Source organism: Halococcus agarilyticus (assembly GCF_000334895.1).
Lineage (GTDB): Archaea > Halobacteriota > Halobacteria > Halobacteriales > Halococcaceae > Halococcus > Halococcus agarilyticus.
Genome location: NZ_BAFM01000011.1, coordinates 38,503 through 59,674, shown reverse-complemented (window position 1 = coordinate 59,674; position 21,172 = coordinate 38,503). Strand labels below are relative to the sequence as shown.

General features: G+C 67.5%; 19 protein-coding genes. 8 read left to right on the top strand and 11 right to left on the bottom strand.

The window, feature by feature from the left end; all coding sequences use genetic code 11:
* Positions 1-447 (bottom strand): hypothetical protein, encoded by a 447-nt coding sequence (locus tag TX76_RS10255; RefSeq protein WP_154019051.1) that lies wholly within the window; start codon positions 445-447, stop codon positions 1-3.
* Positions 448-723: 276 nt separating this feature from the next.
* On the opposite strand from TX76_RS10255, the gene TX76_RS10250 reads away from it, so the two are divergent.
* From TX76_RS10250 to TX76_RS10240, 3 genes are read left to right on the top strand one after another with little or no spacing between them, the layout of a single operon-like run.
* On the top strand, positions 724-3,195 hold the full coding sequence (locus TX76_RS10250) for a ribonucleoside-diphosphate reductase subunit alpha (RefSeq protein ID WP_049902285.1): 2,472 nt from the start codon (positions 724-726) through the stop codon (positions 3,193-3,195).
* Positions 3,195-4,190 carry a ribonucleotide-diphosphate reductase subunit beta gene (locus TX76_RS10245; protein WP_049902284.1) on the top strand — a complete coding sequence of 332 codons (996 nt, stop codon included), beginning with the start codon at positions 3,195-3,197 and terminating at the stop codon, positions 4,188-4,190. The genes TX76_RS10250 and TX76_RS10245 overlap by 1 nt, the downstream gene beginning before the upstream one ends.
* The gene (locus TX76_RS10240; RefSeq protein WP_079890800.1) at positions 4,190-4,717 is read left to right on the top strand and encodes an acyl-CoA thioesterase; all 528 of its coding nucleotides are present in this window, start codon (positions 4,190-4,192) and stop codon (positions 4,715-4,717) included. The genes TX76_RS10245 and TX76_RS10240 overlap by 1 nt, the downstream gene beginning before the upstream one ends.
* A 60-nt stretch (positions 4,718-4,777) precedes the next feature.
* On the opposite strand, the gene TX76_RS10235 is transcribed toward TX76_RS10240, so the two are convergent.
* The 7 genes from TX76_RS10235 to TX76_RS10205 all read right to left on the bottom strand — a co-directional run bounded on the left by TX76_RS10235 (position 4,778) and on the right by TX76_RS10205 (position 12,445).
* On the bottom strand, positions 4,778-5,002 hold the full coding sequence (locus TX76_RS10235) for a hypothetical protein (protein WP_049902283.1): 225 nt from the start codon (positions 5,000-5,002) through the stop codon (positions 4,778-4,780).
* Positions 5,003-5,062: 60 nt separating this feature from the next.
* On the bottom strand, positions 5,063-5,518 hold the full coding sequence (locus tag TX76_RS10230) for a hypothetical protein (protein WP_049902282.1): 456 nt from the start codon (positions 5,516-5,518) through the stop codon (positions 5,063-5,065).
* Positions 5,519-5,593: 75 nt separating this feature from the next.
* Positions 5,594-7,339 (bottom strand): excinuclease ABC subunit C, encoded by a 1,746-nt coding sequence (locus TX76_RS10225; RefSeq protein WP_049902280.1) that lies wholly within the window; start codon positions 7,337-7,339, stop codon positions 5,594-5,596.
* A gap of 27 nt (positions 7,340-7,366) precedes the next feature.
* Positions 7,367-8,575, bottom strand: a complete 1,209-nt coding sequence (locus tag TX76_RS10220) for a helix-turn-helix transcriptional regulator (protein WP_049902279.1) — start codon at positions 8,573-8,575, stop codon at positions 7,367-7,369.
* A gap of 190 nt (positions 8,576-8,765) precedes the next feature.
* A complete protein-coding gene (locus TX76_RS10215) occupies positions 8,766-9,185 on the bottom strand; it encodes a hypothetical protein (RefSeq protein WP_049902278.1) in 420 nt (139 codons plus the stop codon).
* Between the two features lie 593 nt (positions 9,186-9,778).
* The gene (gene ligA, locus TX76_RS10210; RefSeq protein WP_049902276.1) at positions 9,779-11,917 is read right to left on the bottom strand and encodes an NAD-dependent DNA ligase LigA; all 2,139 of its coding nucleotides are present in this window, start codon (positions 11,915-11,917) and stop codon (positions 9,779-9,781) included.
* 114 nt (positions 11,918-12,031) lie between these two features.
* Positions 12,032-12,445 (bottom strand): SHOCT domain-containing protein, encoded by a 414-nt coding sequence (locus TX76_RS10205; RefSeq protein WP_049902275.1) that lies wholly within the window; start codon positions 12,443-12,445, stop codon positions 12,032-12,034.
* A gap of 131 nt (positions 12,446-12,576) precedes the next feature.
* Between TX76_RS10205 and TX76_RS10200 the strand changes: the two genes are divergently transcribed.
* Positions 12,577-13,749, top strand: a complete 1,173-nt coding sequence (locus tag TX76_RS10200; RefSeq protein WP_049902273.1) for a pyridoxal-phosphate-dependent aminotransferase family protein — start codon at positions 12,577-12,579, stop codon at positions 13,747-13,749.
* A gap of 64 nt (positions 13,750-13,813) precedes the next feature.
* Here TX76_RS10200 and TX76_RS10195 read toward each other — a convergent pair whose 3' ends face one another.
* The gene (locus TX76_RS10195; RefSeq protein ID WP_049902271.1) at positions 13,814-14,287 is read right to left on the bottom strand and encodes a hypothetical protein; all 474 of its coding nucleotides are present in this window, start codon (positions 14,285-14,287) and stop codon (positions 13,814-13,816) included.
* A 137-nt stretch (positions 14,288-14,424) separates the two neighbouring features.
* Here TX76_RS10195 and TX76_RS10190 point away from each other — a divergent pair, with 137 nt between their 5' ends.
* The 3 genes from TX76_RS10190 (at position 14,425) to metX (ending at position 17,854) form a co-directional block, all read left to right on the top strand.
* The gene (locus TX76_RS10190) at positions 14,425-14,907 is read left to right on the top strand and encodes a peroxiredoxin family protein (RefSeq protein WP_049902270.1); all 483 of its coding nucleotides are present in this window, start codon (positions 14,425-14,427) and stop codon (positions 14,905-14,907) included.
* A 371-nt stretch (positions 14,908-15,278) separates the two neighbouring features.
* Complete coding sequence (locus tag TX76_RS10185; protein ID WP_049902268.1) at positions 15,279-16,577, top strand: O-acetylhomoserine aminocarboxypropyltransferase/cysteine synthase family protein; 1,299 nt, start codon at positions 15,279-15,281, stop codon at positions 16,575-16,577.
* On the top strand, positions 16,574-17,854 hold the full coding sequence (metX, locus tag TX76_RS10180) for a homoserine O-acetyltransferase MetX (RefSeq protein ID WP_049902267.1): 1,281 nt from the start codon (positions 16,574-16,576) through the stop codon (positions 17,852-17,854). Before TX76_RS10185 ends, metX begins: the two co-directional genes overlap by 4 nt.
* Before the next feature lie 3 nt (positions 17,855-17,857).
* Here the strand turns inward: metX and serB are convergent, their stop codons facing one another.
* Complete coding sequence (gene serB / locus TX76_RS10175) at positions 17,858-18,493, bottom strand: phosphoserine phosphatase SerB (protein ID WP_049902266.1); 636 nt, start codon at positions 18,491-18,493, stop codon at positions 17,858-17,860.
* A 66-nt stretch (positions 18,494-18,559) separates the two neighbouring features.
* On the bottom strand, positions 18,560-20,611 hold the full coding sequence (locus TX76_RS10170) for a hypothetical protein (RefSeq protein ID WP_049902265.1): 2,052 nt from the start codon (positions 20,609-20,611) through the stop codon (positions 18,560-18,562).
* Positions 20,612-20,786: 175 nt separating this feature from the next.
* Between TX76_RS10170 and TX76_RS10165 the strand changes: the two genes are divergently transcribed.
* Complete coding sequence (locus TX76_RS10165; RefSeq protein ID WP_049902264.1) at positions 20,787-21,164, top strand: hypothetical protein; 378 nt, start codon at positions 20,787-20,789, stop codon at positions 21,162-21,164.
* Positions 21,165-21,172: the final 8 nt, after the last annotated feature.

The window sequence follows — 21,172 nt, the reverse complement described above, 5'->3', positions numbered from 1 at the left end:
TCACGCGTTTTCGCCGGCCGTATCGGCGGTGCTGTCGCGTCCGATTCCCTTCGGAGTCCCCGCCTCGCCAGCCGATTCGTCCGTGACAGCCTGTTCGCGCGCCATCGCGATCCCGAAGAACAACCCCGTCGAGCCGACACCGAACACGAGCAGATTGAGTGCCACGCTCACTCCGAACGAGTCAAAGAGTACGGTGTTCGCGCTAAAAATTGCGACGTGCACCATGACCGCGATGAACGCTGCCTGCCAGCGAGTCTGCTGCCAGTCGAGTCTCCCCGTACCCCCCGGGAGCGTAGAGGTAAATTCGATAGCGAGTCGCGTCCCGACGGCGTAGACGACCCCGAGTGCGATGGCGAGCGACGGATCGCTGACGAGCCACGCGAACGTCCCGCCACCGACGGCGACCCCGACCGCTGTCGAGAGGAGCCACGCACGGACCCGATTCATGTCGACCGGTTCGTACGTTCGTGGCATAACTGTTCGGGAGGTCGTGGACGACACGTACACGGTCGAACGCCGGTTCCGGGGTGTGCCGCCGCGAAACCGAGCGTGAACTGAAGCCGCCCACGCACAGCAAGTCTACTTGTCCTACTGAAAGCACCATTGGAAAGCTTTATTCGAGGTCGGGTCCCGGATGCGGACAGACGCGATCCCGTCACGCGAGGATCGCCGGCAGCGCGACCGCCAGGCAGTCACAACCATGTCCCGACCGACACCAACCCCATGACCGAGAACGCAGCGGCCGTCACGACCGTCGTTCGTCGGGCGCTCGATCGAGCGCGACCCGACGACGAAGCACTGCTCACCGACGACACCGCCGCGGAGATCGTCGCCGCGACCGAGCGCGACCTCTACGCGGGCGCGACCGGGGCGGAGGCCCGGGAGGCACTCGTCGGGGTGCTGACCGCCCGCGTCGAGCGCGATCCGGCGTACAAGCGCCTCGCTGCCGCGGTGTTCCGCCACCAGCACTACCGCGAGGTCACCGACGAGGAACCAGGTGCCGACGGAATTCCCGCCGCGGGCTACCGTGAGGCGTTCCGTGCGGGAATCGAGCGCGGCGTCGAGGCCGAGCTTCTCGACGAGCGGATGGCCGAGTACGACCTCGCCGCACTCGCCGACTCCCTCGAACCCGCGCGCGACGGCCGACTCGAACACATGGCGATGACGACGCTCGCCCAGCGGTACTTCCTCACTGTGGACGACGACTCGATCGAACTCCCCCAGACGTTCTGGATGCGGGTCGCGATGGGGATCGCACTCCGTGAGCCCGAGGACGAGCGTCTCGCGCGGGCGAAGGAGTTCTACGACGCGCTCTCCACCCTCAGGTTCGTCTTCTCGACGCCGACGCTGTTCCACGCCGGCACGACCCACCCACAGCTCTCCTCGTGTTATCTCACGACCGTCCCGGACGACTTGGAGGGGATCTTCGACTCCTACAAGGCCCACGCGAAGCTCTCGAAGTGGTCGGGCGGGCTGGGTAACGACTGGACCAACGTCCGGGCGGCGGGCGCACGCATCGAGTCGACGGGCGTCGAGTCGACAGGCACAGTGCCGTTCCTCAACATCTCGAACGACGTGACCGCGGCGATCAACCGGTCCGGCAAGCGCCGCGGGGCCGCGTGTGCGTACCTCGAACCGTGGCATCTCGATTTCCCCGCTTTCCTCGATCTGAAGCGCAACACCGGCGACGAGCGCCGACGGACTCACGAGATGAACACTGCGGCGTGGGTGCCCGACCTGTTCATGAAACGCGTCCAGAACGACGGGCAGTGGACGCTGTTCTCGCCCGACGAGACACCTGACCTTCACGAAACCTACGGCGAGGAGTTCGAACGGCGATATCGGGAGTACGAGCGCCAGGCCGACGCAGGTGAGATCGATCAGTACGAGCGCCGCGACGCCGCTTCCCTCTGGCGGACGATGCTCACCCGGCTGTTCGAGACCGGCCATCCGTGGCTCACGTTCAAGGACGCCTGCAACGTGCGCTCGCCCCAGGACCACGCGGGTGTCATCAATTCCTCGAACCTGTGTACCGAGATCACGCTCAACACCTCCGAGGAGGAGACGGCGGTCTGCAACCTCGGCTCGGTAAATCTCGCGCGCCACGTCACGGACGCGGATAGTGACGAAACGCCGGGCGACGACGGAGCCGCGGACAGTGGAGCCATCGAGGGGATCGATCGCGAGCGCCTCGCCGACACCATCGAGACCGCGATGCGGATGCTCGACAACGTGGTGGACCTGAACTTCTATCCCACCGACCGCGCCGAGCGTTCGAACACCCGCCACAGACCGGTGGGCCTCGGGATGATGGGCTTTCACGAGGCGCTGCTCGAACAGGATATCTCGATGGCGAGCGAGGATGCCGTCGACTTCGCCGACCGCATCGCCGAGTTCCACTCCTATCACGCCATCCTCAACTCCTCGCGCCTGGCGAGAGAGCGCGGCACCTACGACTCCTACGCGGGCTCGAAGTGGGACCGCGACGTCTTCCCCCAGGACACCGTCTCGCTGCTCGAAGCCGAACGCGACCGCGAGATCCCGGTCGAGGTGAACGAACGCCTCGACTGGGAGGGAGTCCGCGAACACGTCCGAAATCACGGGATGCGGAACTCGAACACGATGGCGATCGCGCCCACGGCGACGATCTCGACCATCGCGGGCACCACGCCCTCGATCGAGCCGCTCTACGCCAACCTCTACGTCAAGTCGAACATGAGCGGCGAGTTCACCGTCGTCAACGACCACCTCGTCGCCGATCTCGACGAGCGCGACCTCTGGGACGACGAGATGCTCGACCGGATCAAGTACCACGACGGCTCGATCCAGGAGATCACCGAGATCCCCGAAGCGGTCCGCGAACGCCATCGCGGCGCGTTCGAGATCGACCCACGCCACCAGCTCAGGCTCGCCGCCCGCAGGGGAGTTTGGCTCGACCAGAGCCAGTCGGTCAACGTCTTCTTCCCCTCCACGGATGGGTCGCTGCTCGACGACGTGTATCGGACGGCGTGGGAACTCGGTCTCAAGACTACCTACTACCTTCGGACGCTCGGTGCGAGCCAGTTCGAGAAGTCCACGATCGACATGGCGGAGTACGGCCGGACCCAGACCCGTGACGTCGAGAGTGAAAGCACCGACAACACCGAAAACGATCTTCCGTCGGTCGAGGACCCGACCTGTGAGGCCTGCCAGTAATGCCGATCACGTACACCACCGATGCCGACGGCCACGATCCGAACAAGATCCTGCCGATCGACTACGAGTGGGCGCGCGAGTACTACCGCGACGGCGTGGCGAACAACTGGACACCCGAGGAGATCCCGATGGGCGAGGACGTCCGTCAGTGGTCGGAGGGCGACCTGACCGACGCCGAGCGTCGGCTCGTCGAGTGGAACCTCGGGTTCTTCTCGACCGCGGAGTCGCTGACTGCGAACAACATCGTGCTCGCGGTGTACGACCACGTGACCGCCCCCGAATGTCGCCAGTATCTCCTCCGCCAGGCCTACGAGGAGGCCGTCCACACCGACACGTTCATCTACTGCTGTGACAGTCTGGGCTTCGAGCCGGAGCATCTCTACGGGATGTACGACCGGATCCCCGCCATCGAGGCGAAAGACGAGTTCGTGGTCGATCTCACCAGAGTGATCGACCGCGACGACTTCGAGATCCGGAGTCAGGAGGACGTTCGGGCGTTCCTCCGTGATCTGATCGGTTTTTACGTCATCATGGAGGGGATCTTCTTCTACGCGGGCTTCGCGATGATGCTCGGGCTGAAGCGCCAGGGCAAGATGACCGGCGTCGGCCAGCAGTTCGAGTACATCATGCGCGACGAGTCGCTGCATCTCGGGTTCGGCGTCGACCTCATCGACACTGTTCGGACCGAAACCGGCGCGTGGACCGACGCGTTCGGCGAGGAGGTGCGCGATCTCGTCACCCGTGCGGTGGAGCTCGAACGCCGCTACGCCCGCGAGGCCTGTCCCGACGAGATCCTGGGGATGGGGCCCGACCAGTTCGCGGAGTACGTCGAGTACGTCGCCGACCGACGGCTGCGCCAGCTCGACCTCGCCCCCGAGTACGACGCCGACAACCCGTTCCCGTGGCTCTCGGAGGCTGCGGACCTGAACAAGGAGAAGAACTTCTTCGAGACCCAGGTCACGGAGTACCGCACTGGCGGCTCGCTGGAGTGGTGATGACCGAATTCGACGCTACTGCCGATCGAACGACTGTGGACCCCACAACTGCCGGGAACGCTGGCACGGCGACCCTGGCCGACTCGTACACCGAAATGAGCGAGATCTTGCTGCCCAACGGAACGAACAACCTCGGGCAGGCGCTCGGCGGTCGGGTGCTCCACTGGATGGACGTCTGTGGCGCGATCGCCTCCCGGCGGTTCTCGGGCGGACTGACCGTCACCGCCGCGATGGAGGGTGTCGAGTTCCTCGCGCCGATCGAACAGGGCGATATCGTCACGCTCTCGGGGTACGTCTTCGAGGCGGGCCGGACGAGCGTGGGTGTAAAGGTCGCCGTCATCGCCGAACGCCCAGCGACCGGCGCGGTTCGCGAGACCACGACCTCGTTTTTCACGTTCGTCGCCGTCGACGGCGCACACGACAGCCGACGAGTCCCCGAACTCGTCTGCCCGACCGACGAACAGCGCGATCGCCGCGAGCACGCACTCGACCAGCGTCGGACACACCGCGAGAACCGCGCCGGCTGATCGCGGCTTGCGCTTTCGTGTGATCCCCTCGATGTTGGTCGACTCGACAGAGCTTCGGGATCACCCGGTCGCCCGCCGGCCCGAACCGTATGACGCGACGAACTCCCTACTGCATCGATAAAACCCATAGAGGGAGACCACGGCGGCGGTCGTAGCGATCGCAACGAACGGGGTGGCGATCGACAGCACGGCGTACATCGCGAGCGCGGTGACTCCCGCCGAGACGGCGAACACGAGGAGCGAACCGATAGCTACGCCGAGATACCACTCGTTTCCGGTTCTCATATCGGACACCAAGAGGTCGTATCGCGTCCGTTATCGTCGTGTCGACGACCCGGATGGTCGCTATACGCTGCCGGCGTCGTTCGGATCGCCGTCCTTGTCCTTGTCGATCTTGCCCTCGCCGGAGTCGACCTCGCCGTCACCGTCGAACCCCGCCTCCAGGAGCTGCTCGCTCGGCGTCGATCCCTTGTCGTCGACGTAGACGTCGGCGTGGCCCTTCTCCATCCGGAGGCCGTGCCAGTCGACGCCCCACTCGGTCAGCCGGGCGACGGTCTCCTGGGCGGCCTCCCACGGCCTGGCGGTCCAGACGATGATGCTGTGGCCCTGGCGGTACTGGTAGTTCACCCACTCGACCATCTCCTCGTTCGGTTCCTCGGGGTCCTCGGTGATGTAGCTCTCCTCGCCCGCGGTCAGCGTCTTGTCGAAGTCGACTGCGATCCGCTGGTGTTCCTCGGCGAACTCCTCCTCGCCCTCGGGCATCACGCCCTCGTACTCGGCCTCCGAGTCCTGTTCACTCATCCCGTAGCTCGTCGTGGCGCAGCGAGTTATACCCTCGGCCTACTGGACTGTCCCCGGCGGACCGACACCCTCCCTTCAGAGTCGCGCGCGGATCGTCTCGGCGGTCTTCTCGCCCACGCCGGACACCGACCGAAGTTCGCCGGGCGAGGCCGCGCGCACCCCGTCGACGCTGCCGAACCGCCGGAGCAAGCGTCGTCTCGTCTGCGGCCCGATCCCCGGCACGTCGTCGAGCACGGTCGAGACCTCGTCGCGGACGGTCTGGTGGTACTGGACCGCGAACCGGTGGGCCTCGTCGCGCACCCGCTGGAGCAGGCGACGCTCGGGCGCGTCGTCGGGCCACTCGAACGTCCCGTCGGCGGTGACGACGCGCTCTTCGGCCTTCGCCAGCCCGACCGCCGGCACGTCCCAGCCGACCGCGGAGAGGGCGTCCCGCGCCGCGTTCAGCTGTCCCTCGCCACCGTCGATGAGCAGGAGGTCGGGATCGGGCCGGTCGTCCCGGCCCTCGACCGCCCGGCGCGCGCGCCACGCGATCAGCGACCGCATGTTGGCGTAGTCGTCGTTTGTGTCGTCGAGTTTCTTCCGTCGGTACTCGGACTTCTCGGGGCCGCCGCCGACGAAGGTGACGTCGCTGCCGACGGCGGCCCGGCCCTGGGCGTGGCTCACGTCGAACCCCTCGATCCGGTTCGCGCTACTGAGGCCGAGCGCGTCGGCGAGCGCGCGGGTTCCGTCCGCCCGTCCACGTCCGCGGCGGGCGTTCTTGAGCGCGAGCTCGACGAGGGTCGCCTCCCGGCCCGCGCCCGGCACGCGCACCGCGACCCCCTCACTGTCGAGCCACGCGTCGATCTCGTCGTCGTCGAGTCGCTCGGGGAGCAGGAGGGCGTCGGGGAGCGTTCGCTCGGCGTAGTACTGGACGACGAACGCCGCGAGCACGCTTCCCATGCCCGTGCCGTCCGTGCCGTCCTCGTCCGGCACCGAGAGCGTGTGGCGGTCGCGCTCGACGAGTTGGCCGTCCTCGCTGTGGAGGCGCGCGACGGTCGCGCGCTCGCTCTCGACGACTGCGCCGAGCACGTCGACCCGCCGCTCGTCGGTGCCCGACGTGACCGCCCTGCCCCCGCCCTCGTGGAACGTTTCGACGACGGCGAGCCGGTCGCGCACGTTCGCGGCCCGCTCGAAGTTCCGTGCCTCGGTCGCCCGCTCCATCTCTCCTCGGAGGGGGTCGGCGAGGATCCCCGTACTCCCCTCGAAAAAGCGCTCGACGGATTCGACGTCCCCGATGTACTCTTCCCCACTGATCTCGCCGGTACACGGCGCGGTGCACAGTCCGAGATCGTGATCGAGACACGGCCGATCGCGCCCCGCGAACTTGTGGTCCGAACAGCCCCGAACCCCGTACGTCTCCCGAAGCGCCTTCACGACCGTCTCGACCCGGCTGCGCTCGGTGTACGGACCGAACGCCGTCGCGCCGGGATCGGGATCGCGGGTGATCTCGATCCGGGGGAACCCGTGGTCGGTGAGCTGCACGAGGGGGTAGGACTTGTCGTCCTTCAGCCGGACGTTGTACCGGGGGCTGTGGCGCTTGATCAGGTTCGCCTCCAGAAGGAGCGCCTGGGTCTCGGTGTCGGTCACCGTCGGCTCGATTGCGACGCTCCGCTCGACCATCCGTGCGATCCGGCGCGAGCGCGGATCGGCGTACGACCGCACCCGATCCCGGAGGTCGACGGCCTTCCCCACGTAGAGCGTCGCGTCGTCGTCGCGGAACTGGTAGACGCCCGGCTCGCGCGGGAGGTCGTTCGCCCGTTCGCGGACGCTCGCCCGGTTCATCGGGTAGTTAGAGGAGCGTGACGCGCTTCAGTCTGACGCGTTCTCCTCCTGGGGGGGCTCCTCGTGTGGGGAGCGTGCGGCCTCGGGTCCGTGGCCGTCGAGGCTCACGATGTTCTCCCGCCCGATCGAGAGCTTCTCGACGGTGCCCTCGTCGTTCATCGAGGAAAGTAGCCGGCTGACCTTCGCCTTCGACCAGTCGGTGTCCTCGACGATCCGCGACTGCTTCATCCGACCGCCGTGCTCGCGGAGGAGCGCCTCGACTCGGTCCTCGTCGGTCAGCGGCTCCGGTGGCTCGTCGACCCGCTCCGGCCCGCCGGCCGGTTCCGATCCGTCGACAGCGACGTCTTCGACTTCGTCCTGGGACGATGAGCCCCCGCTCCCCGCGACCGCCCCGTCGCCGCGCTCGCGCCACCAGCCACGGAAACGCGTGCCGCCGACGACGATCGTCCCACCGACGAGAACGACGAGCCCGGCGAGCCAGACCGGTGTCCACCGGCTGTCCGGGTCGGTGCGGAGGAGGTTCACCTCGGTGCCGTCGCTCAGCCCGTCGCCGTCGGTGTCGGCCGTCGAGGGGTCGATCCCGATCTCGATCTCCTCGCCGTCGCGGACGCCGTCGCCGTCGGTGTCGGGGTTCTGTGGGTTCGACTCGTACCGATTCACCTCCGGGCCGTCGTTCAGCCCGTCACCGTCCATGTCGGCGTTCGAGAGGTTGTACCCGTTCTCGGCCTCCCGGGCGTTCGAGAGCCCGTCCCCGTCGATGTCGCCCGACCGCGTGATGACTGTCACTGGGACCGTCTCCCGATCGAGCAGCGTCGCGTTGAACTCGCCCGAGAGCCCCTGCACCTCGACCACGAGATCCTGCTCGCCGGAGACGTTCGAGGGCCACGTGACGTTGGTGAACTCGCTCGTGCCGTTCGTCCCCTCCGAGAGCGCCTTCGGATCGCACTTCTCGACGAGTTCCTGCGGCGACGCGTCCTCTCGCTCGTAGCCGAGCCAGACGCAGTAGTTCGTGAACTCGCGGGCGTCCCGAAAGGTTGCGCTCACGTCGATCGGCTCGTCCTGCCAGACGTACGTCGACCCGTTGCCGGTGTCCGTGTCGGTGACGACGCCGCCACCGGCAACGGTCACGTCGATGACTCCGCCGCCAGGCGTCGCTTGTCCACCGACCGGGACGCCGGTGCCCACGAGCACCAGCACGCAGAGCACACCCGCCACCGCGAGCGCTCGATCGCTCATTCCTCGTCACTTCTCGTCGCGCGCCCGGTATTACTCTTTGCGTCCTCCGCGCCTCGCTTCCGATCCGGACGCGGACTTCGTCGGCCGACGACGAGTGCCGACAGCCGGCGCTACGCAGTCGAAAAAAGAAAACGCGCACCGCGGTGGCGGCACGCGCTCGACCGTTTCGGGAAGTCGGAGTACCGAGCGATCAGGCTTCCGACGTCGTCGTCATGTTGCCCATCATCTCGGTGGTCTCGGACATGTTGCCCATCATGGTGGTCTCGGACATGTTGCCCATCTCGGTGGTCTCGGACATGTTGCCCATCATGGTGGTCTCTTCCATCTCGGTACCTTCCATTTCAGTTGTCTCCTCCATCTCGGTACCCTCCATCTCGGTGGTCTCTTCTTCCATCGCGGTGGTTTCCTCTTCCATCGCGGTGGTCTCTTCCTCCATCGCGGTCGTCTCCTCGGCCGCGCCCGCCTCAGTCTCCGTCGCGTTCGTTCCGTTGTCACCGCTGCCACCGCCGCCCATGCAGCCGGCGAACAGTAGCATTGCGGCGACGAGTCCGACCGCCAGAACGCGCTTCGACGGGAGCCGTGTCCCGAGCGCGCTGAGTTTGCTTGTCATGGTTCTGCGCTCGATACGGACACACCGGAGGGGAATAAAGCGCCCCAGCCGTTGCGGACTGTTCCGCACCGTTACGGATCGAAAACCGGCTCCGACGATGGAACTGTCCGAAATCACGCCCGGCGTCCGTCGTTTCACGACAGTTTCATGCGAATGGTGAACAGCCACCTGGCTGGTGCCGCGACCGACGCCCGGGACGACCACTGCCGAGCCGTCCGGTTCGTTCCGGACCGGGGCGAAACGCTCACGGATCTCCAGCGACCCCCTCGCGTTCGGCGGAGCGATCGGCGTACTCTCCGTTTCCGATGCCGAGCGCGTCGCGGCCGAATCCGCGTCGCGACCCACGCCCGTCCGGACCGACCGATCGATGTTCACTCATCGACGGAATCGCCCGACGGACCGTCGGGGACGCGACTGTTTCACCGTAGAAACTATGGGACCGTTGACTGTAATGGCGCACTACTCCAGTAAAATCGGGCGAATCCGCCGGGGTCGACGCGCCGACCGGGGTCACGCGGGATCGTCTCGTCGTTCGCGGATCGGTCGTCAGGAGTGGCGATCGTTCGCCCGCCCATCCCTTCGGCATCGGGTCGTTAGCGTTCGGCGTCCCGCTCGGCGAGCAGCGCCTCGAACTCGGCTTCGGTGAGTTCGGGGACGTCCGCCGCGTCGGCGTCGTCGCGCTTTCGCTGGCCCGGATCGTCGCCGATCACGAGGTAGTCCGTATTGCCGGAGACGCTGCCCGTGCTCCGCGCGCCGTGGCGCTCGACGTGTGCGGTGGCCTCCTCGCGGGTGGCGTTCGAGAGTCCACCCGTGAACACAAAGGTCAGCCCGGCGAGCTCGTCGCCCGCCTCGCGCTCGAGCGCTTCGGGCTCGACCCCGCGCTCGCGCAGCGCCGCGATCGTCTGACGGTTGCGTTCGTTCGCGAAGAACTCGCGGATCTCGCTCGCGACCCGGGGGCCGACGTCCGGAACCTCACGAAGCCCTTCCTCTTCCGCATCCATCAGGGCGTCGAGATCGCCGAACTCGCGGGCCAGGGCGGTCGCCGTCGTCGATCCCACCTCGGGCACGCCGAGCGCGGTGAGGAAGTCGGCGAGTGCGGGTTCCTTCGAGCGTTCGAGTTCGTCGTGGAGGTTCGCCGCACTCTTCTCGCCCCAGCCGTCGAGTGCGGCGAGGTCCGCTTTCCGAAGGTCGTAGAGATCCGGCAGCGACTCGACGAGCCCGGCGTCGATGAGCTGTTCGACGCGCTCCTCGCCGAGCCCTTCGATGTCGAGCCCCTCGCGGCTGGCGTAGTGCTCGACCGCACGCTGGAGCTGGGCGGGACAGGACACACCGCCGGTACAGAACGCGAGTGGGCCGTCACGCTCGATCGGGCTGTCACAGATCGGGCACCGGTCGGGGAATTCGAAGGTTCCCTCGCCACCGTCGTCGACGACCTCCGTGACGTAGGGGATCACGTCGCCGGCGCGCTTGAGGCGCACCTCGTCGCCGACGTTCACGCCGAGTTCCGCGAGCTCGCCCGGGTTGTGGAGGGTCGCACGCGAGACCTCGACGCCGCCGACTTCGACTGGTTCGAGCAGCGCGACCGGCGTTGCGCGCCCCGTGCGCCCGATCTGTACCGTGATGTCGGTGATGTGCGTCGTTTCGGAGCGTGCGGGGAACTTGTAGGCGTACGCCCACCGCGGTGCGCGCGATGTCGTCCCGAGGCGCTCGCAGGCCGCGAGGTCGTCGACCGAGAACACGGTCCCGTCGATCTCGTAGTCGAGGTTCTCACGGTCTTCACCCAACCGATCGCGGTAGTCGATGGCGGCCTCGATGCCGTCGACGACCGCGACGCGATCGGTGACCCGGAGCCCCCACTCGGAGAGCTTCGCGTACTGCTCCCCATGACTCTCGAACGCGTAGCTCGCATCGAGAACCCCGAAGAAGAAACACGCGAGCGGGCGTTCGGCCGTGATCTTCGGATCGAGCTGGCGGAGCGTCCCGGCGGCGGCGTTTCGGGGGTTCGCGAAGGGATCGTCGCCGCGCTCGACTCGCTCGCGGTTGTGGGCGGTGAACGCCTCACGCGGCATGTAGATCTCGCCGCGCACGGCCAGGTAGTCGGGGTGGTCGCCCCGGAGACGCTGTGGCACCGATCCGATCGTGCGGACGTTCGCGGTCACGTCGTCGCCCTCGTACCCGTCGCCCCTGGTCGCGGCGCGCTCGTAGACGCCGTTCTCGTACACGACCTCGATCGAGAGTCCGTCGAACTTCGGCTCGCAGACGTATTCGACCGCGACGTCGGCGGAGTTGTCCTCGCTGTCGAAATCGGCGAGCGAGCGCTGGCCCCCACCACCCCGAGCGAGTTCACGCCGAACCCGCTCGTCGAACTCCCGAACTTCGCCGGGATCACCACTCGAATCGATCGAGAGCATCGGCGCGACGTGTTCCACAGTACGGAGCTCGTCGAGCGGCTCGCCGCCGACCCGCCGCGTGGGACTGTTCTCGGTCGGGAGATCGAAGGCGTCTTCGAGCGCCTCCAACCGGGAGAACAGCGCGTCGTAGGTCCGATCGCCGACGACGGGATCGCTCTCGACGTAGTAGCGGTGGTCGTGGTAGTGGAGTGCCCCACGGAGCTGTTCGGCTTGCTCGCGCGCCCGCTCCTCGTTCAGTTCTTCGACCGGCGCGAACTCCGTGTCGGGGTCCTCGATGTAGGGGTTGTCGGTGACCGAATCCGCGGCATCCGGGGCTGCCATTGTGTCGGGTTCCCCCGCGCTCCGCTTAGGCCGTTCGCCTTGCCGCAGTCGAGGGTGACGTCGTTGGTCACCTGAGCCGTTCGACCGTCGATCCCGCTCTCTCGCTCGGCGAACTCACTCCGACGCCGTTTCGCCGCTTCGCTCGCGGGCTGCATCTCGCCACTCGGCGGCGTTTTCGGGTGTATCGGTCCACAGGAGACGATCGAGTTTCCGTTCGAACTGCTCGTCGGTGAGCTCCCCACGTGTGTAGCGCTCTCGGAGCGTCGCAAGTCCGTCGTGGTTCGAACTCGCTGGAGAGTCTCCGTCGCGTTCGAACGTGCTGCTCCCCGAACGCGAACCGTCGGAGCGGCGACTTCGAATCGCTCGCGACGCGAACACGGCGAGCCGGATCAGGCTCACTGCAACGAGAGCGAAGAAGAACCACCACGTGACCACGGCAGCGACTTGCGATTCCAGATACACCGCGATCAACAGTGCCGTCGTGAAACTCCCTGCGACGAGGAGCAGTACCTGTGAGAGGCGATTCATGTCTGACGATCACTGGGCCGAATAGTTAGCTCTTTCCTGGCTTTTCGCTCGTATCGTCCATCCGAACACTGCCGACGGCAAGATGGAGCGATACCGGCGACGTTTATGTGAGCCGCGACGAACGCCCCGGTATGAGCGACGACGAGTTCCTGCTGCTCAACCCCGGGCCGGTGCCCGTGACGAGGAGGGTCCGCGAGGCGATGGACGCGCCGATGGTCTCACACCGCTCGGCCGACTTCGAGGCAGTGTACGAGCGCGCACAGGACGGACTCGATTACGTCTTCGAACGCTCGACGCCACAGGAACAGTCGACCAGCGCTGGCGGGACCAGTCTCGTGCTCAACGGGACGGCGACGATGGGGATGGAGGCCGCCGTCGCCAACCTCGTCGGTGAGGGTGATGAAGTGGTCGCGCTCGTCAACGGCAAGTTCGGTCGGCGCTTTGCACGGATCGCCGCACGCTACGCGTCGGTCACGCGAATCGAGGTCGAGTGGGGCGATTCGCTCGATTCCCAAACTGTGGCCGAGGCCGTCACCGACGACACCGACCTCGTGACGATGGTCCACAACGAGACCTCGACTGGCATCCTGAACCCCGTTCCCGAGGTGGGTGAGATCGCCGCCGCCCACGACGCCAGATTCGTCGTCGACGGCGTGACCTCGATCGGCGGGGACGTCTTCCGGATCGACGACTGGAACGTGGACGTCGCCATCACGGACTCCCAGAAGGCGCTCGCCGCGCCCCCGGGGATCAGCGCGATGTACGTGACCGATCGTGCGGTCGAACACCTCGACGGCGAGCGCGCACCCTTCTACGCCGACCTCGACTGGCATCTCCGAAAGGCCGAGGACCACCAGACACCTTTCACGAGCGCCCTTCCGCTCTTTCGCGCGCTCGCGGTCGCGGTCGAGGAGATCGAGTCGGAGGGAATGGAGACCCGGATCGAGCGCCACCGCCGGCAGTCGGCCGCCTTCCGGGCGGGGTTCGGCGAGATGGGACTCGACGGCTTTCCCACGCTCGACGACGCGAGTACCCACTCGAACACCGTGACGGCGATCTCGTTGCCCGACTCGGTTCGCGAGAACCCCGAGGAGTTCTTCGCCGCGGTCGACGAGCGCAACGTCTCGATCAGCGGCGGCCAGGCCCACCTCGGCGGCGAGATCTTCCGGGTGAGCAACATGGGCCATCTCGCCGAGGATCAGGTGCTTCGCGGGGTTCGAACGGTGGGCGAAGCGTTCACCGACGTCGGCGTCGACGTCGATCTCGAAGCGGGACTCGACGCTGCGCGCGCGGAACTCGACTGACGACCCACCGACACTACGGCCACGAGAAGCCGAAGCTACCGACGAACGATCCCTTGATTGCTGACTACTCCTCGCGGTCCTCGACCTCGATCTCGGTCCAGTCGGTCTCGGCCGACGGTCCGGCGTCGGCTTCCTCGAACCCCGAATCCTCGACGAGCGTTTCGATCCCCTCGGCGAGTTCGTCGAAATCACCGGCGGCGAGCAGTCCCTGGATCTGTTCGACGGTCCCCGCGACGTCGCCGTGTTCGACCAGCGCCACCGCGGCCGCTTCGCCGGCCCGCCCGCCGACCTCGCTGCCGGCGGTCTCGGTCACGATCCGGCCGAGCAGTCCGGAGTTGTTCACGCCCTTCGCGGCCGCCCGGCCGATGAGTTTACCGAGCGTTCGGCCGAGGCGTTCGTACTCCACGGCGTCGTCGAACGCTGCGCCCTCGGCCAGCGCCTCGATGTCGAGGGCTTCCATCACGTCTTCGAGCACGTCGCTCGCGAAGTACGCCGCGAGCCCGCGTTCGATCGCTTTCTCGGCATCGTCGTCGGACATTTGGATCGGTTCGTACTCCGGAGCCCCCGACGAATAGGGTTGTGGTTGGCAGGGGCAAGTCCCGTTCCCGGTCGGGTCGTGCGCTCGCCCCGCAGGACCGGCCGGGAAGTTATCAGCCTCCCGTCCCTCCGTCCGGTGTGAGCCAGGACACGACCCAGGCACCCGACTTCACGGCCCAAAGCACCGCCGGTGGCGACGTCACGCTCTCGGACACGCTCGAATCCGGCCCGACCGTGATCCTCGTCAACCGCGGCCACTGGTGTAGTTTCTGCGCCGAGCAGCTCCAGACGTTCAGCGATGTTTCCTACGACCTCTGGTTCCACGACGACGTGACCGTGTTGCCCGTCGTGACCAGCGAGCTTCCGAAGCTCGTCGAGATGCGCGATCGGTTCGACCTCGACTTCCAGCTGCTCGCGGACCCCGAGGGCGAGGTCGCCGAGCAGTACAGCGGCACCCAGGAGACGAGCCACGGCCTCACCGGTGTCGCCGGCACCTACGTCGTCGACACCGATGGCGCGATCCGCTACGAGCAGGTCGCCGATCACCCCGGCGATCGAACCTACGGAAACTTCGTTCGGTACTTCATCCGGAACGACTTCGCGGACCCGTTCGGTAACTGACGCGGCGTTCGAACGACGGAGCCCACACGGTCGCACCACTTTTCCGCTCGTGCTTTCACAACCATCTCAGACTGCCGGTCGACGATCTGCTTGGTGCCGTGGGCGGTGGCGCGCGGGAGCGCGCTTCGCGCGCGACTCGTGCGAGGGATGACTGAGCGAGCGTAGCGAGCGAAGGAATCGGCTGGGGAGGCTGTGGCCTGCGGTCTCTCATTTGCGCCGGCATCGGTCGAACACATCGTTCATCGGTACTGGAACGTCGATCGCTCCGCTTGCGGGCATTTGTCACTCCTAACCACTCTCGACTCACGAGGACCGGCGACACTTGCCGTAACTGGTGGTTATAGATGTCCGGAGATATATGCACCACGTACATGACCGACGCCGACGACCCGGGCGACGAGCAGCGAGGTTTCGGGACACGCTGTGTCCACGCCGGCCAGGGATCGGATCCGGAAACGGGGTCGCGCGCGCCGCCGCTCTACCAGACCACCTCCTACACCTTCGACGACGCCGACCGCGCCGCGGATCTCTACGCCCTCGAAGCGGAGGGCGACATCTACTCCCGGATCTCGAACCCAACTGTGGCCACGCTCGAACGGCGTCTCGCCGATCTGGAGGGTGGGGCGGGCGCGCTCTGTACCGCATCGGGGATGGCCGCGCTCGACGCCGCGACCTTCCTGCTCTGTGAGGCGGGCGACAACGTGGTGAGCGCCGCCTCGATCTACGGCGGCACCCACGCCTACCTCAGCCACACCGCCGCGCGCCGCGGGATCGAGGCGCGGTTCGTCGACACGCTCGATCCCGCGGCGTACGACGAAGCGATCGACGAAAACACCGCGTACGTCCACTGTGAAACCATCGGCAACCCCTCGCTGGTGACGCCCGACCTCGAAGCCGTCGCCGATGTCGCGCACGACAACGATGTCCCGCTGTTCGTCGACAACACCTTCGCCACGCCCGCGCTGTGTCGTCCCCTCGAACACGGCGCGGATCTCGTCTGGGAGTCGACCACGAAGTGGATCCACGGCTCGGGCACGACGATCGGCGGTGCGCTGATCGACGGCGGCTCGTTCCCGTGGGGCGAGTATCCAGAGAAGTACCCCGAGATCGCTGGCGACAACCCCGCGTTCCACGGCCTGAATTTCGCCGAGCAGTTCGGCGACCGCGCGTTCACCGCGGCCGCCCGCCAGCGCGCGATCCGGAGCCTCGGCGACCAACAATCGCCGTTCGACGCGTGGGTCACGCTCCAGGGGCTCGAAACCCTGGATCTCAGAATGGAACGTCACTCCGCGAACGCCCACGGCGTCGCGGCGTTCCTCGCGGACCACGACGAGGTCTCGTGGGTCGCCTACCCCGGCCTCGACGATCACGAGACTCACGATGCCGCCAGCGAGTACCTCGACGGTGGGTTCGGTGGAATGATCGCGTTCGGGCTGGAAGGGGGCTACGAGGCCGGCAAACGGCTCTGTGAGGATACCGACCTCGCGAGCTTCCTCGCGAACGTCGGCGACGCGAAGACGCTGGTGATCCATCCCGCGAGCACCACCCACGCCCAGCTCTCGGCCGAACAGCAGCGCGCCTCGGGCGTGACGCCCGATCTCGTCCGGCTCTCCGTGGGCATCGAGGACGAGGCGGACATCGTGGCGGATCTCGATGGGGCGATCGCATGACCCGTGCGACGCGCGACACCCGGTCGATCGGCGCGTTCGAGTTCGAGTGCGGCGAATCCCTCTCGGATCTGGAACTCGCCTACGAGACCTACGGCGAGTTCACCGGCGACAACGCGGTCCTCGTCTGTCACGCACTCACCGGCAGCGCCCACGTCGCCAGCGGCCCACGGGAAAGCGAGTCGAGCCCACGATCGGGGAGCGCCAGCGGGGATGCGGCCGGCAGCGGGGATGCGGCCGGCAGCGGGGACGCGGCGGGCCAGGCCCGCGCGTGGTGGGACGCGATCGTGGGACCTGGCAAGGCGATCGACACGACCGAGTATTTCGTGATCTGCGTGAACGTCCCCGGTTCGTGTTACGGCTCGACGGGACCGGCCTCGATCGATCCCGCATCCGGCGAGCCCTACGGGGCCGACTTCCCGCCGGTCACCGTGACCGACTGGACCCGCGCCCAGCGCCGACTGCTCGACGCACTCGATGTTCCCCGGCTCCACGCCGTCGTCGGCGGCTCCGTGGGCGGGATGAACGTCCTCGAATGGGTGAAACGCTACCCCGATCGGGTCGAGCGGGCGATCCCGGTGGCGACCGCCGCCCGGCTCGACCCACAGTGCGTCGCGATCGACGGGATCGCCCGGCGGGCGATCACGACCGATCCCGACTGGAACGGTGGCGACTACTACGGGGCCGACGAACCCGACGACGGTCTCGCGCTCGCGCGCCAGCTCGGCCACGTGATGTATCTCTCGAAGGAGTCGATGGCGAACAAGTTCGGCCGGCGCGCCGCGGGCCGGGACGCCGCCCGCGATACGTTCCCCGCCGACCCGGCGGCCGGCTTCTTCCCCTACCGCGACGTCGAGTCCTACCTCGATTACAACGCCGACACGTTCGTGGATCGCTTCGACGCCAACAGCTACCTGTATCTCACGCGCGCGATGGACGAGTACGACCTCGCGACGGGCCACAAATCCGACGCAGACGCGCTCGCGAGCTTCGACGGCGAAGCGCTCTGCCTCTCCTTTACCGGCGATTGGCATTTCACCACGGACCAGGCCACAGCCCTCGCCGACGCGTTCCGCACCGCTGGCGTTGACGTCGCCCACCACGTCATCGACTCCGATCACGGCCACGACGCCTTCCTCGTCGAACCCGAGAACGTCGGCCCGCCGATCGCGGATTTCCTCGCTGACGGCGTCGCCGGCCGAGCGGTGACCGACGCGCGCGCCGGCACCGACGGGGACACCGAGTTCGCGCCCGTCCACGCCAGCCTGTTCGGCGACTGATCCTCAGAGGATCGATCGGTCTTCGAGCAGTTCCTGTAGTTCCGCCATCGACGCCACGACCTCGTCACAGTGGGGTTCGACGGCGGGTTTCGGTTCGTAGCCCACGGCGAGCCCCGCGACTTCGAGCATCGGGAGGTCGTTCGCGCCGTCGCCGACCGCCACCGTCTCGTCGAGCGCGACGCCGGCGTTGTCGGCGACCGCCCGGAGCGCGTCGTCCTTCGTTCCCTCGATCAGCGGCCCCTCGACCTCGCCGGTGAGGTCGCCGTCCGCGAAGACGAGCTGGTTGGCGACGATGGTGTCGACCGGGAGATCGTTCCGCGCGAGCGCGCTCTCGACCCCGCGGCCGAACCCCCCGGTGACGATCGCCGTGACCACGCCCGCGTCGTTCAGCGCGCGGATCACGTCCACGGTTCCCGGCCGTAGTTCGACGTCCTCGAACGCTGTTTCGACCCCATCCGCCGAGAGCCCGTCGAGCAGGCCGACTCGCTCGCGGAGGCTTTCCGCATACCCGATCTCGTCGTTCATCGCCCGCTCGGTGATGGTCTCCATCTCCTCGGCGACGCCACACTGTGCGCCGAGCAGGACCGTCATCTCCGAGTCCGAGAGCGTGCCGTCGAAGTCGAACGCGACGAGTTTCATGACTGGGCCTTCGGCGCGCGACGTTTCAACCTATCCGAATCCCGCGGTCGCCTCGCGACATGGCGATCACGCCTCCTCGTGGGCGATGGCGAACGTCCGCGCGCTCGCCCGGTCCGCTTCGAGAAGTCTCATCGCTTCCGCCGCGGGCCTGAACGCGACGGTGCCGGCGTAGGCCATCGCGTACGCACCGGTCACCAGCTCCCGCCCATCACCGGCCACCTCGACGGCGGCCGAGCCGTCACGACGGGCGAGATCGTCGCGATCGATCCCGTAGAAGACCGCCCCGCCCTCGGCCGTCGACACCGCCGTGCTCGCCTCGTCCAGCGGTCGTTCCGCGTCGCCGACCAGGGACAGCCCCTCGATGCCGCTCGCGCTCTCCCCGCTGCGATTCGGCCTCCTGTCGGTGGTCACCCAGAGATCGAACAGCTCGTCCGGATCGAACCCGTCGCGCGCTTCGAGCGCGCGCAATCGCCCGCGCTCTGTGCGGTGGTCGGGAAACACGAGCGCGTCGAGCGGTCGTTCCGGCTCGCCGAGCGTCACGTCGATCCGCCGCGAACCACCGGCCGCGAGCCGCGCGTTCACGCGTTCGTGGCCCACGCCGAACTCGTGGACGTCCGAGCGGCTGCCGTACAGCTCGGCCGCCGCCGGCTCCGCGAGATAGGTGCTCACGTCCGCGGGCATCGCCAGCACGGCGTCGAGGTGTGCGTCGTCGCTGCCGTGACCGGTGTCGACGGCGAGTTCGAGGTTCCCTCCCGGAGCGAACCGTGCGCGCGAGAGGCCCCGGAAGATCGACACCCGATCGCTCCCGTCGCTGTAGGGGTACTCGCCGTCGACGTACCCGTCGAAGTCGCCGACGAACGTCCACTCGTCCGCGCGCGTTCGCGCCGAGAGTCGGTGCTCGTAGAAGTCGAACCCCGATCCGACGAGCCAGAGATCGAATCGGTCCTCGTCGGTGGATCTCCCGCCAGTTCCACGATCGTCGCGTTTCGCCCGGAGTGCGGCGTAGGCGTACTGGTAGCGGTCACGGGCGAAGGTGAGCGTGCTCGCGCGCGGCCCGTCGCGCGCCGCGGGGCCGGTGTTCGGAATGAACGGATCGAACCCGTGCTTCGTCGCCTTGTACGCCGTCCGCGCGTACCAGCCCACGCCCTCCGCACCGGCCCCGAGCGCCGCCCGGAGATCCATCCACATCGCGTGGCGGCTCGGCGTGTACTGAGGGTTGATGGTGTGAGCCTCGCCGAGGTAGCTGACCGGCCGGCCGTCGGTCAGTTCGCGTGCGTTCGTCACGAGGCTCTCGACGGCGGCGTTCGCCGGCCCGGGACCGACGTCCTTCGCGTACCAGCCCCGATAGAAGTCGGTGAACGTGAAATCGGGGAGCGCGCCCCTGGATTTCAGCTCCGCCGTGAGACCCTCGAACGTCTTCGGCTGCTTCCCGTCCACGATGTACGGGAAGTGGACGAAGATCCCGGTGTCGACGTTCGGGGCGGCGCGCTCGACCCGCCGTTGCTGTGCGGCGAAGATCCGGGGGCCGAGGCGTTCGAGGTTCTCGACGGCTTGGTCGTTCCACGTGTCGGCCTCGTTCCACCGACCGCCGACGGGGGCCTCCTGCCAGAGCACGATCCGTCCCGACGGGAAGAACTCCCGGTAGCGCCGCACGACGGCTTCGAGCCCGTCGAGGTGTCGGCGGCGCTTCGCCCCGTCCGCCACGAACTCGGTCGGTGTGAGGCGTTTCAGCACGCCGACGTTCAGCCACGCTTCGGTGCCGTGTCGGGCGGCCGCGGCCAGCGGTGCTTCGAGTTCGGCGACGTCGCCCGCGTCGGCGTCCGCCTTCGCGATGACCACCGCGAGATCGTGGCGCGCGGCGAACGCGAAGAGGTTCTCGCGCACTCGTTCGTCCCGCCAGATCTTCTGCTCGGCCCAGACGAAATCCGTGTGTTCGCTTCCGTCGTCGCCAGGCGTCGCTCCCCCGCGCCGCGTTCCGCCGTCGGCCCCCCGTTCGCTCCCGGTGGTGGTCTCCGAGGTCTCGCTCGTGGCTCCTGCCTCGCCGCTCTCGCCGGAGCACCCTGCGACCCCGAGGACGCCGGCCGTCGCGGCCGCGTCGAGGAACCGCCGTCGTCTCATCGATCGATGGTGGGCGAGGACTCGAATAAGCGCTCGGGTGACGATCGCCGGGACGATCGCTCCCGGGGTCGGTAGGGGTTCGAGAACTGACGATCTCCCGATGAATGACCTGTGATCGCCGTTGCTCTGCCGAAGTTCCCAGAAGGTTTACAGCACGACCGCTCGCCCTTCCGCCATGTCGGATACCGATTCGTCGTCGCGGCTCGGCAGCGGCCTGGTTTCGGCGTCGACGGTCGTCACGCTCACTGCGTCGGTGCTCGGGGTCGTTGCGGCCTACGTCACCCAGGCGTGGACCGACGGCTCGGGCCTCGCGTTCGGTGCGTTGCTGGGCGTCGGTGTCGGCGTCCCGACGCTCTATCGCGAATGGGACACACAGCTCCCGACGGGAACGGCGTTCGCGTGGGCCGTCGTCGGTAGTGTCATCGCATACGGCTTCTACACAGTCGTCTTCGTGTTGTTGCTCCGACTCGGCGTGGACGACGCGCTGAGCGACGGGCTCGCCGGCGGTGCGACGATTGCGCTCGGGATCGGGTTCTCGCTGTACCGTAGTTGAGCCGGTTC

Coding starts and splice junctions, on each gene's coding strand:
- TX76_RS10255 (WP_154019051.1), bottom strand. CDS start 447: ATGAATCGGGTCCGTGCGTGGCTCCTCTCGACAGCGGTCGGGGTCGCC.
- TX76_RS10250 (WP_049902285.1), top strand. CDS start 724: ATGACCGAGAACGCAGCGGCCGTCACGACCGTCGTTCGTCGGGCGCTC.
- TX76_RS10245 (WP_049902284.1), top strand. CDS start 3,195: ATGCCGATCACGTACACCACCGATGCCGACGGCCACGATCCGAACAAG.
- TX76_RS10240 (WP_079890800.1), top strand. CDS start 4,190: ATGACCGAATTCGACGCTACTGCCGATCGAACGACTGTGGACCCCACA.
- TX76_RS10235 (WP_049902283.1), bottom strand. CDS start 5,002: ATGAGAACCGGAAACGAGTGGTATCTCGGCGTAGCTATCGGTTCGCTC.
- TX76_RS10230 (WP_049902282.1), bottom strand. CDS start 5,518: ATGAGTGAACAGGACTCGGAGGCCGAGTACGAGGGCGTGATGCCCGAG.
- TX76_RS10225 (WP_049902280.1), bottom strand. CDS start 7,339: ATGAACCGGGCGAGCGTCCGCGAACGGGCGAACGACCTCCCGCGCGAG.
- TX76_RS10220 (WP_049902279.1), bottom strand. CDS start 8,575: ATGAGCGATCGAGCGCTCGCGGTGGCGGGTGTGCTCTGCGTGCTGGTG.
- TX76_RS10215 (WP_049902278.1), bottom strand. CDS start 9,185: ATGACAAGCAAACTCAGCGCGCTCGGGACACGGCTCCCGTCGAAGCGC.
- ligA (WP_049902276.1), bottom strand. CDS start 11,917: ATGGCAGCCCCGGATGCCGCGGATTCGGTCACCGACAACCCCTACATC.
- TX76_RS10205 (WP_049902275.1), bottom strand. CDS start 12,445: ATGAATCGCCTCTCACAGGTACTGCTCCTCGTCGCAGGGAGTTTCACG.
- TX76_RS10200 (WP_049902273.1), top strand. CDS start 12,577: ATGAGCGACGACGAGTTCCTGCTGCTCAACCCCGGGCCGGTGCCCGTG.
- TX76_RS10195 (WP_049902271.1), bottom strand. CDS start 14,287: ATGTCCGACGACGATGCCGAGAAAGCGATCGAACGCGGGCTCGCGGCG.
- TX76_RS10185 (WP_049902268.1), top strand. CDS start 15,279: ATGACCGACGCCGACGACCCGGGCGACGAGCAGCGAGGTTTCGGGACA.
- metX (WP_049902267.1), top strand. CDS start 16,574: ATGACCCGTGCGACGCGCGACACCCGGTCGATCGGCGCGTTCGAGTTC.
- serB (WP_049902266.1), bottom strand. CDS start 18,493: ATGAAACTCGTCGCGTTCGACTTCGACGGCACGCTCTCGGACTCGGAG.
- TX76_RS10170 (WP_049902265.1), bottom strand. CDS start 20,611: ATGAGACGACGGCGGTTCCTCGACGCGGCCGCGACGGCCGGCGTCCTC.
- TX76_RS10165 (WP_049902264.1), top strand. CDS start 20,787: ATGTCGGATACCGATTCGTCGTCGCGGCTCGGCAGCGGCCTGGTTTCG.